The organism is Streptomyces katrae (genome assembly GCF_000717655.1).
Classification (GTDB): Bacteria; Actinomycetota; Actinomycetes; order Streptomycetales; family Streptomycetaceae; genus Streptomyces; species Streptomyces katrae_B.
In genome coordinates, this window is sequence record NZ_JNZY01000001.1 from 74,579 (window position 1) to 84,929 (window position 10,351).

8 protein-coding genes and 1 pseudogene are annotated in these 10,351 nt (G+C 72.1%); 7 read left to right on the forward strand and 2 right to left on the reverse strand.

The genetic code is table 11. The features are described from left to right. Positions 1 to 9 precede the first annotated feature (9 nt). Positions 10 to 660 carry a leucine efflux protein LeuE gene (gene leuE, locus IF09_RS0100355; protein WP_030290710.1) on the forward strand — a complete coding sequence of 217 codons (651 nt, stop codon included), beginning with the start codon at positions 10 to 12 and terminating at the stop codon, positions 658 to 660. Here the strand turns inward: leuE and IF09_RS0100360 are convergent. Both IF09_RS0100360 and IF09_RS0100365 read right to left on the reverse strand, forming a co-directional pair. Next, positions 653 to 2,029: a polysialyltransferase family glycosyltransferase gene (locus IF09_RS0100360; protein WP_030290712.1), complete on the reverse strand. Its 1,377-nt coding sequence runs from the start codon at positions 2,027 to 2,029 to the stop codon at positions 653 to 655. The two genes, leuE and IF09_RS0100360, sit on opposite strands and share 8 nt — an antisense overlap. Next, positions 2,029 to 3,006 (reverse strand): glycosyltransferase family 2 protein, encoded by a 978-nt coding sequence (locus IF09_RS0100365; protein ID WP_030290714.1) that lies wholly within the window; start codon positions 3,004 to 3,006, stop codon positions 2,029 to 2,031. Before IF09_RS0100365 ends, IF09_RS0100360 begins: the two co-directional genes overlap by 1 nt. A gap of 176 nt (positions 3,007 to 3,182) precedes the next feature. Here IF09_RS0100365 and IF09_RS46680 point away from each other — a divergent pair, with 176 nt between their 5' ends. The 6 genes and pseudogenes from IF09_RS46680 to IF09_RS0100395 all read left to right on the forward strand — a co-directional run bounded on the left by IF09_RS46680 (position 3,183) and on the right by IF09_RS0100395 (position 10,242). Further along, on the forward strand, positions 3,183 to 4,523 hold the full coding sequence (locus IF09_RS46680; protein WP_030290716.1) for a DUF6716 putative glycosyltransferase: 1,341 nt from the start codon (positions 3,183 to 3,185) through the stop codon (positions 4,521 to 4,523). A gap of 20 nt (positions 4,524 to 4,543) precedes the next feature. Then, positions 4,544 to 5,260, forward strand: a pseudogene (locus IF09_RS46685) (cytidylyltransferase domain-containing protein); the annotation flags it as partial. 47 nt (positions 5,261 to 5,307) lie between these two features. Further along, complete coding sequence (locus IF09_RS0100380) at positions 5,308 to 6,219, forward strand: N-acetylneuraminate synthase family protein (protein ID WP_030290720.1); 912 nt, start codon at positions 5,308 to 5,310, stop codon at positions 6,217 to 6,219. A gap of 89 nt (positions 6,220 to 6,308) precedes the next feature. Beyond that, a complete protein-coding gene (locus IF09_RS0100385; protein ID WP_030290722.1) occupies positions 6,309 to 7,577 on the forward strand; it encodes a hypothetical protein in 1,269 nt (422 codons plus the stop codon). A 137-nt stretch (positions 7,578 to 7,714) separates the two neighbouring features. Then, positions 7,715 to 8,959, forward strand: a complete 1,245-nt coding sequence (locus tag IF09_RS0100390) for an amidohydrolase (RefSeq protein ID WP_030290724.1) — start codon at positions 7,715 to 7,717, stop codon at positions 8,957 to 8,959. 218 nt (positions 8,960 to 9,177) lie between these two features. Next, complete coding sequence (locus tag IF09_RS0100395; RefSeq protein ID WP_030290726.1) at positions 9,178 to 10,242, forward strand: BMP family lipoprotein; 1,065 nt, start codon at positions 9,178 to 9,180, stop codon at positions 10,240 to 10,242. Positions 10,243 to 10,351 lie beyond the last annotated feature (109 nt).

The window sequence follows — 10,351 nt, forward strand, 5'->3', positions numbered from 1 at the left end:
CTCCTGCTCATGCTGGGTGTCATCGATCTGCCGACCTACCTCGTCGGGCTCGTACTGATCATTTTGCTGCCGGGGCCGAACTCGCTGTACGTGCTCTCCGTCGCGGCGCGCCGCGGCGTGCGCACCGGGTACAAGGCCGCCGCCGGGGTGTTCACCGGCGACGCCGTGCTGATGGTGCTCGCCGCCGCCGGGGCGGGAGCGCTGCTCCAGGCCAGTCCGGTGGCCTTCGGCGTCGTCAAGCTGCTCGGCGCCGGGTACCTGACCTGGCTGGCCGTCGGGATGATGCGCGGTGCCTGGGCGCTGTGGCGCTCGCGGGCCGAGCGGGCCGAGCGGGACGAGGCCCCGGACGCGGTTCCGGCCGAGGGGGAGCGGCCGTACCGGCGGGCGCTGCTGATCAGCCTGTTCAACCCCAAGGCGATCCTGTTCCTCGTCTCCTTCTTCGTGCAGTTCGTGGACCCCTCGTACGCCTACCCGGCGCTCTCGTTCCTCCTGCTGGGCGCGCTGCTGCAGCTCGGCAGCTTCCTGTACCTGACCCTGCTGATCTTCGGCGGCACCCGGCTGTCGGCCGCCTTCCGCCGCCGCAAGCGGCTCTCGGCCGGGGCCACCTCGGCGGCGGGCGTGCTGTTCTTCGGCTTCGCCGCCAAGCTCGCCGTCAGCTGAGCCCTCGGCTGAGCCGGCCGCTCAGCCGCCTCAGCCGGCGGACCACGCGGCGGACGGCCGGGCTTTGGGGCAGGAAGGACAGCTGGGCCGGGATGCCGCCGGGCAGTCCGAGGGTGGTCAGCCGGCGGCGTTTGAAGTAGCGCCGGGTGCGGTCGTCGAGGTGCGCGGCCAGATGGCGTTCGGCGTCCGTGCGGCGCGGGGCCAGGATCTGCGGCTGCATGGTGAACCCGACCGCGGTGAGGAGCCCGGCCAGCCCGTCGCGGACCTCGTCGGGGCCGGGCGCGGTCCAGCCGGCGACGGCCTCGGCGTCCGCGAGGGCGGGGAGCAGCGCGTCGACCACCGTGAGCGGGATCCGGTTGCTGTTCTGGTACGGGGCGAGGCGGGCCAGTATGGCCTCGGTCCCGGTGCGTGCGACGGGCAGCCCGTACAGGGTGGCGGCGGTCAGCAGCCCGGTGGAGAAGCAGCCGACGACCAGGGCGGGGCGCAGCCGCCGGTAGAGGGTCTCGGCCAGGACCGGGGTGGACATGACGGTGAGGCGGGCGCCGAGCCGTTCGGCCTCGGCCTCGGCGCGGCGGGAGTATTCGGCGGGGGCGCTGGGGTGGGGCTTGAAGACGAGCTCGCGGTGGCCGAGGGCGTGCGCGCCCCGGACCATCTCCACGTGGAGGTCCTCCTCCTCTTGCGGGGAGAGGAGTTCGAGGGCGGAGAGGTACTGGCCGAGCAGCAGCGCCGGCGCCTCGCCGACTCCGTCCAACTCCGGTCCGTACGAGGGGAGTTCGCCGAGCACCTTGAGGAACTCCGGCGTCGGGACCAACTCCGCCGGTACGTCGAACTCGGTGAGCAGCAGCGGTTCCAGACCCGGCACCAGGTCCAGGTGCAGGACGCGGCGCACGCGCATGCCGAGCTGCGGGTCGAGGCGGAAGCGGGTGGGTCCGTAGCTCATCAGCCCGTCGGCGTAGACGTCGACGGCGGCGCCGGGGAACAGCGTGCACAGGGTCCGGGCGGGCGGGACCTGGATCGACTCCACGATGATCTCGACGCGGTCCTCGTCCAGTCCCCAGATCGCCCGGAGCTGGCGTTCCCACAGGGGGACGTCCTCGGGACGCGGGGCCCAGGCGCTGGGGTGCTGCGGGGCGATGGTGGCGTTCCAGTCGAGCACCTCGTCGAAGCGGGTGCGCAGCGAGGCGAAGCCCGGCATGTCGGCGAGGCCGGGGGAGACCTCGGCGGTGAGGGCGTGGTTGCTGGTGAGCAGGATGCGCCGGCCGGCCGGCGGGAAGCTGCCCGCGTCGATGCCGGCGGCGAGCGTGGCCGTCCCGTAGAGCGTGGACGCGAGGAAGATCTGGGTGCAGGGAGGGGTGTCGTGAGTGGCCATCAGAGCGCGGCTCCCGCCCGTGCGGGACGGCGGCGCAGGCGGCGCAGCACTCCGGCGCGGTCGGCGTCCATCGAGTTCAGGGCCCGGTCGAGTACGTCCTGGGGCATGCGTCCGAGCGCGGCCGTGCTCATCGAACGGAGTTTCTTGGCCACGGCCGGTTCGTACCTTTCGATGGTCCCGATATGGTGCGCGATAATTGCACAATATGTTCGGACGGCTTTCGGGAGAAGGCGATCGCTTTCCCGGTCTTCGGCCGTATCGGCCAGAACCTGGTCGAAAGCCCTGATGAAATCGAGCTGGCGCTCGTCCTTGATCTGCGTGAGCGAGGTTGCGACCCCGCGCCGGTAGAAGATCCCCGGCAGCCCGACCGCCGCGAAGGACTCCGCACCCCGGTGCAGCCGCCAGATCCACGGCCGGTCCTCCGCCGTCCGCAGCCCGTCGGTGAAGTGCAGCAGTCCGCGGTCCAGCAGCCGCCGGTGGTACATGCCGGCCCAGGCGTACGGGTAGTCGACCGAGGTGGCCCGGGAGGCGGGCAGGATCCCGCTCCGCGGATCGCCGGCGACCAGCTGCGGACCGTACGGGACGCGCTGCACCGTGCGGCTGCGGCCGGTCACCTGGACATGGTCGTTGCGGACGAAATCGCAGCTCAGCGCCTCTATGGCGGCCAGTGTGCGGGCCAGATGGCCGGGCGCCAGCCAGTCGTCGCCGTCCAGGAACGTCACGTACTCGCCGCGGGCCGCGTCCAGACCGGTGTTCCGGGCCGTGGCCAGGCCGCCGTTGCGTTCGTGTCTGAGGAGCACCGCCCCCGGCAGCTCGCGCGCCGCCCGCTCGAGGAGTTCGGGAGTCCCGTCCGTCGAGCAGTCGTCGACGAGCAGGAACTCGAAATCGTCCCGGGCGTTGAGTTCGAGGCTTTTCAGGGCATCCGGTGCGTATGTCTGCACGTTGTAGAACGGCACGACAACAGAGAGCTTGAGCACCCGCGAGACATTAGGGCGTCGTCCGGCATTCACCATGGCCCGTATGCGGATTCCGTGTGAACGACGCAGGGCGGGCGCGTTAACCCGTGCGGTTTCGCATGACGTAGACGGGTTGTTAACCCGCTGTTGTGCGTTCGTTGGGCCGATCACCGAAATTGCGGAATAGCTTCTGCCGGGTGCCAGCCAGTCATCGTGCCGCCACTCATACGCGTACTGCCCTTCGCGTCGCCGTACTCGCCGATTCCGATACGCGATGGAAATGGGGCGCACTCACCGCCCGCCGCCTCGCGGTGGAACCGCACCTCGCCGGGTACCTGCTCCGTGGCCGGGCCACCCCGACCGCGCGCCAGCTCGGCGAGGTGGGCGTCCGCGCCGACCGGCTCTCCGAGACGACCTGCGCGCAGTTCCTCGCGGAGCTCGAGCGCGAGAAGTACGACGTCGTCGTCCTCGCCCTCGTCGGCGGAGCCGTCCAGGCGGTCCTGCACGGGGTCCGCGCCCTGTGGCCCGAGCCCGCCGCCCGCCCCGTCCTCGTCACCGGGTACGTGGGCGTCGTATACGAGAAGCTCGCCGACGGGCTGCTGCTGCGGCACGGGGCCGACCTCGTCCTCGCCAACTCCCGCTACGACGCGGGCCGCTTCCGCGCGGTGTACGAGGGCGTCGGCGCGGACGCCGGCGCCGTCACGGAGACGGCACTGCCGTTCCTGGACGGAGCGGCGTACGAAAGGGCCGGCAGCAGCGCCCGCACCGTGGTCTTCGCCGTCCAGCCGTCCGTCCCCGAGAGCCGCGCCGACCGCGCGTACCTGCTGGAGCGGGCGGCCCGGCACGCCCGGCTGCACCCCGAGCGCGAGGTGCTGATCAAGCTGCGCAGCCGGCCCGGGGAGCACACCACGCACCTGGAGGAGCAGCCCTACCAGCGGCTCGCCGATCGCGTCCCCGGCGGACTGCCCGCCAACTGCCGGCTGGTCTACGGGAACATGGGCCAGGTCCTGGACGGCACGGACCTGCTGGTCACGGTCTCCTCCACGGCCGCCCTGGAGTCCCTGCACCGCGGGATCCCGACGGCCGTCCTCACCGACCTCGGCATCCGCGAGGTGCTCGGCAACCACCACTTCCTCGGCTCGGGCTGCCTGGCGTCCTGGGACCAGCTGGACGCCGGCCTGCTGCCGCAGGGCGACCCGGACTGGCTGGCCGGCCAGGGCGTGAGGGGTGCGTCCGGCGCCCCGGACTCCTTCGCCGCCGCCCGCGCCCGGCTCGGCGAACTGCTGGACCTGGCGGTCCTCCCCGCCGTCTCCCCCTACTACACGCGGGTCACCGCGCCCGGGTACCTGCCCGGGATCCTGGCCCGGCACCATCTCGCCCCCGACGGGACACCGCTGCCCGGCGCCGTCCGGGAGAGCGGCGGGGAGTCCCGGCTGCGCCGCTGGCTCCGCTCGCACCTGCGCGACGCCGCCCGCGGGGCGTACCGGCACGGGGTCCAGCGCGTGGCCCCGGTGATCCGCCGGATGGGCGAGCTGTGAGCCCCGCCGCGAACTCCCCCGTGGGCTCCGCCGCCGACCCCGCCGCGGACTCCGCGAGGCGCCCCCGCGTCCTGGCCGTGATCCCGGCCCGCGGCGGCTCCAAGGGCGTCCCGGGGAAGAACCTCGCCGAGGTGGCCGGGGTCCCGCTCGTCGTCCGGGCCGTACAGGCCTGCCGGGGCGCCGCCACCGTCACCGACGTCGTGGTCTCCACCGACGCCGGGCCCATCGCCGACGCCGCCCGCACCGCCGGGGCCGACGCGATCCGCCGGCCCGGGGCGATCTCCGGGGACACCGCGAGCAGCGAAGCCGCCGTGCTGCACGCGCTCGACGCCTTCGAGGAGCTGCACTCCGTCACCGTGGACGTCGTCCTCCTCGTCCAGTGCACCAGCCCCTTCCTGACCTCCTCCGACGTCGAGTCGGTCGCCGCCGCCGTCGCATCCGGCGCCGCCGACTCGGCCCTGACCGTCGCCCCCTTCCACGGCTTCCTCTGGCGGGAGGCGGCCGACGGCGCCGGCAGCGGCGTCAACCACGACAAGGCCGTACGCCCCCGCCGGCAGGACCGGCCCCAGGACCTGCTGGAGACCGGCGCCGCCTACGCCATGGACGCCGCCGGCTTCCGCACCGCCCGGCACCGCTTCTTCGGGCGCACCCTCCCCGTGGCCACCGACCCCGCACGGGTCCTGGAGATCGACGACCCGCACGACCTGGCCCGCGCCCGCCTCCTCGCCCCCCTTTTCCCACCCCCTCCGCACCCCCACGCACCGAACGAAGGACCTGAGCTGCCATGACCGTCGCCACCGCCAACTCACGCCTGCGCACCTTCGGCTCACGCACCGCCGGCCCCGGCCGCCCCGTCTACGTCGTCGGCGAGATCGGCATCAACCACAACGGTGACCTCGGCAACGCGTTCGCCCTCATCGACGCCGCCGCCGAAGCGGGCTGCGACGCCGTGAAGTTCCAGAAGCGCACCCCGGAGATCTGCACCCCGCGCGACCAGTGGGACATCGAGCGCGACACCCCCTGGGGCCGGATGACGTACATCGACTACCGCCACCGCGTGGAGTTCGGCGAGGCCGAGTACCGCTCCATCGACGAGCACTGCGCCAAGCGCGGCATCGACTGGTTCGCCTCCCCGTGGGACACCGAGGCCGTCGCCTTCCTGGAGAAGTTCGACGTCCCCGCCCACAAGGTGGCCTCCGCCTCCCTCACCGACGACGAGCTGCTGCGCGCCCTGCGCGCCACGGGCCGCACCGTCGTCCTCTCCACCGGCATGTCCACCCCGAAGCAGATCCGCCACGCGGTGGAGGTGCTCGGCAGCGACAACATCCTGCTCTGCCACGCCACTTCGACGTACCCGGCCAAGGCCGAGGAGCTCAACCTACGGGTGATCAACACCCTGCAGGAGGAGTACCCCAACGTCCCGATCGGCTACTCCGGCCACGAGACGGGCCTGCAGACCACCCTCGCGGCCGTCGCCCTCGGCGCCACCTTCGTCGAGCGGCACATCACCCTCGACCGTGCCATGTGGGGCTCCGACCAGGCCGCCTCCGTGGAGCCGGGCGGCCTCGCCCGCCTGGTCCGCGACATCCGCACCATCGAGGCCGCCCTCGGCGACGGCATCAAGCGCGTCTACGACTCCGAGCTCGGCCCCATGAAGAAGCTCCGCCGGGTCCAGGGCGAGCTCGCCTCCGTCTGAGCCGCGGCCCGGCCCTCGGCCTCTCCGCCGTCCCGCCCGGTGTCCGTCCGGTACGACGCTCCGCCCCCCGCCCCTGACAGGAGTACGTGGTGACCCCCTCAGCATCCACCCTGGCTTTCGTCGAGAGTCCGGTCCAGCTCCTGAACGTGCTGGAGTGGGCGTACGCCGAAGCCGTGTCCACACCGGGCGGTGCCGTCCGGCTGGACGGCGTCCCCCGGCAGCCGGGCCCGCGCGCCTCCCGCGGCCTGCGCCCGTCGCCGGATGCAGCCCCGGAGGATGCGGCCCCGGCCGACACGGGCTCCGGGGCCGCGGCGCCTGCCGGAGCGGACGCCGGGGACTGCGGCCGCGGCGTCGGCTCCGGTTCAGCGGGCGCGGCGTCCTGGCTGCGGATCGTCGTCCTGCCCCCCACCGACCCCATGTCCCGGGGACAGCTCCGCCGGATGGCGGGCCTCGCGCGCGACGAGGGGTACCAGGTCGCCTGGCAGGAGGCCCGCGGCGGCCGGCTCGCGCCGTTCAAGGCGCTCGCCGCGCTCGCCCGGGACGTGCGGGCGGCCCGCCGGGTCGTCGTCGGCGACCCCTTCTCCCGGTACGTGCAGCTCCTGCTCACCCTCGTACGGGCCGAGGAGCTCGTCGTGGTCGACGACGGGACCGCCACCATGGAGTTCGTCGCCCAGACCGGCCGCGGCGAGCGGCTCGTACGCTGGCACCGGGCCGGCGGCGGAGGCCTGCCCGGCCGCGTCCGCGAGCTCGCGTACGCGCCGGTCTCGGCCAACGCCCGGCGCCGCTTCACCCCGGCCGCCGGCAAGGGGCGCCGCGTCGAGGTGTTCAGCTCGATGCCCGTCACCGTCCACGGAGCGATGACGCTGCGGGTCAACGAGTTCGCGTGGACCCGCTCCCGCTTCGGCCCGCCGCGGCTGACCAAGGGCACCGACCTCGTCGGCACCTCCCTCGTGGAGACCGGCGTGGTCGACCCGGCCCGCTACCTGGACGCCGTACGCGCCCTGACCCTCGAGCACGGCGCCACCCGCTACTTCGCGCACCGCCGGGAATCCCCTGAGAAGCTGCGCGCGCTCAGCGAGGCGACCGGGCTCGAGATCGTGCGCCCGGACCTGCCGCTGGAGCTGATCGCCCGGCGCGGACCGGTCGGCCGTACGGTCGTCAGCTTTCCGTCCACCGTCGTCCACACCCTGCCGTACGCGCTGACCGGAACCGGTGTGACCGTCGCCGTATGCGATGTCGACCCGGCCTGGCTCACCGGCTCCGCCTCGCCGCGGGCCCGCAGCTTCCTCGCCGGGGTCACCGAGACCGCCCGTGGTGTGCACAGACTGCCTGCCCAGACGGCCTCTGCGGCCGGATGAGCGCGCGAGTTTACCCCCGGGTGCATCCGGTCATGCGTCCAGAGGTCTGGTTTTTTTCCCCTAACGGCATGAACTTTTGGTGATCTCCAGCCAGTTGAGCCATTCGTGGGCCTACCCTTCAACGGGTGAACCAGTTGATGTCCCGCGAGTCCCAGACCGCCCTGCCCGGCACGCCCGACCGGCCCGAGCTGCCCGGCAAGCTTCCGGACCACCTGCGTGCCGAACTGATCGCCTTCCGCCGGGATTTGCACATGCACCCCGAGCTAGGACACCAGGAGTTCCGCACCACGGCGGCGATCAAGGCCCGGCTGGAGAAAGCCGGCCTGCGCCCCCGCGTGCTGAAGTCCGGAACCGGCCTGATCTGTGACGTGGGCACCTGGGACGGGTGCCGGCCCATGCTGGCCCTGCGCGCGGACATCGACGCCCTGCCCATTCCGGACACCAAGACGCACGTCGCGTACCGCTCGACCTTCCCCGACCGGGCCCACGCCTGCGGCCACGACGTGCACACCGCGGTCGTCCTCGGCGCCGGCCTGGTCCTCGCCGACCTCGACCGGCAGGGCCTGCTGCCCCGCCCCGTGCGGCTGCTGTTCCAGCCCGCCGAGGAAGTGCTGCCCGGCGGAGCCACCGACGCCATCGAAGCCGGCGTCCTGGACGGCGTGGGCCGGATCGTCGCGGTGCACTGCGACCCGCGGGTCGACGCCGGGAAGATCGGACTGCGGACCGGTCCCATCACCTCCGCCTGCGACCGGCTGGAGATCACCCTGGCCGGCCCCGGCGGGCACACGGCCCGCCCGCACCTGACCACCGACCTCGTGACGGCCGCCGCCCGGGTCGCCGTCGACCTGCCGGCCGTGCTGTCCCGCCGGATGGACGCCCGCTCGGGCATGTCGATCACCTGGGGGCGGATCGAGGCCGGGCACGCCTGCAACGTGATCCCTATGCACGCCGAGCTGTCCGGGACCATCCGCTGCCTGGACATCAACGCCTGGCACGAGGCCCCCGACCAGATCCACTCCGCGATCGACGAGATCGCCGGGATGCACCGGGCCAAGTCGGAGATCACCTACGTGCGCGGGGTGCCGCCGGTCGTCAACGACCCGGTGGTCACGGAGCTGCTGCGCGAGTCGATGGCGGCCCGGCTCGGCAAGGACTCCGTCGAGGACACCGAGCAGAGCCTCGGCGGAGAGGACTTCTCCTGGTACCTCGAGCACGTGCCCGGAGCCATGGCCCGGCTCGGCGTGCACACCCCGGGCGCGAGCGCCAAGAGGGACCTGCACCGGGGCGACTTCGACGTCGACGAGTCCGCGATCGGGGTCGGCGTGGAGTTCTTCACGGCCGCCGCACTGCTCGACGGACGGCGTTCCAGGCCGATCGGGTAAAAATTTCCACAACATCTGAGCGCCTTCCGGCACACCTGTCCAGCCCTTGGTAGACAAGGGCTGGACGTCCGGCCAGTTACCGATCGGTCACTGTCCGATTCGCGACGATCCGATAACGACTCATGAACGGCCCTTTAACTGACATCTACGCGCGTTACGATCGCCGCGAAACCAGCGCCGGTCGTGGCGCTTCGGTCAGGTTTTGAAGGAGCCTCCCCTTGCGCCGGATCACCAGGATCGCCACCGTGGGCATCGCGTCCGCGGCGCTGGCCCTCTCGGCCACCGCCTGTGGCGGAAAGAAGTCGTCCGACTCCTCCGCGTCCTCGTCGGAGTCGTCGTCGGGCAGCAAGTCCGCAGCCATCGCGTACGACATCGGCGGCCGCGGTGACCAGTCCTTCAACGACGCCGCGTTCGCGGGTCTGGAGAAGGCCGAGAAGGACCTCAAGATCAAGGGCGCCGAGGCGGAGCCCACCGAGGGCGAGAGCGAGGCCGACAAGGTCCAGCGCCTCACCGAGCTCGCGCGCAAGGGCAACAACCCGGTCATCGGCGTGGGCTTCGCCTACGCGCCGGCCATCAAGAAGGTCGCCGCGAAGTTCCCGAACACCACGTTCGGCCTCATCGACGACACCTCGGTGACCGACAAGAACATCGCCAACCTGGTCTTCAACGAGGAGCAGGGCTCCTACCTGGCCGGCGTCGCCGCCGCCAAGGCGTCGAAGACCGGCAAGGTCGGCTTCATCGGCGGTGTCGAGGTTCCGCTGATCAAGAAGTTCGAGGCGGGCTTCGCGCAGGGCGTCAAGGACACCAACCCCAACGCCGAGGTGCTGTCGACCTACCTGACGCAGCCCCCGGACTTCTCCGGTTTCGCCAAGCCCGACCTCGGCAAGGCCGCCGCCCAGGGCCAGCTGGCCAAGGGTGCCGACGTGATCTACTCCGCCGCCGGTCTCGCCGGTTCGGGTGCGATCGAGGCCACCGCCACCGCCGGCAAGTGGGCCATCGGCGTCGACTCCGACCAGTACAACCAGGCCGGTCTGGCGAAGTACAAGGACCACATCCTGACCTCGGTCACCAAGGACGTCCCGGACGCGGTCTTCAACCTGATCAAGTCGGTCGAGGACGGCAAGCCGCAGAACGGTGAGATCCGTTACGGCCTCGACAAGGAGGGCGTCGGCCTGGCCGACTCCAACCCCGAGTACAAGAAGATGACGGACGTCACCGCCGCGGTCGAGAAGGCGAAGGCCGACATCATCGCCAAGAAGATCAACGTCAAGATCGCCCCGTAAGGCCGTCTCTGATATGAAGTAGTGGTCTCCGGGGTCCGGGGGGCGGCCTGTGCCGCTCCCGGGCCCCGAGCCGTGTTTCGTGATCCTTGTGGCCAGTTGGCCGCAAGTT

Bases quoted from the DNA above. Each gene is read 5' to 3' on its own strand.
- leuE (WP_030290710.1), top strand. From the start codon at position 10: ATGCTGGGTGTCATCGATCTGCCGACCTACCTCGTCGGGCTCGTACTG.
- IF09_RS0100360 (WP_030290712.1), bottom strand. From the start codon at position 2,029: ATGGCCACTCACGACACCCCTCCCTGCACCCAGATCTTCCTCGCGTCC.
- IF09_RS0100380 (WP_030290720.1), top strand. From the start codon at position 5,308: ATGACCGTCGCCACCGCCAACTCACGCCTGCGCACCTTCGGCTCACGC.
- IF09_RS0100390 (WP_030290724.1), top strand. From the start codon at position 7,715: ATGTCCCGCGAGTCCCAGACCGCCCTGCCCGGCACGCCCGACCGGCCC.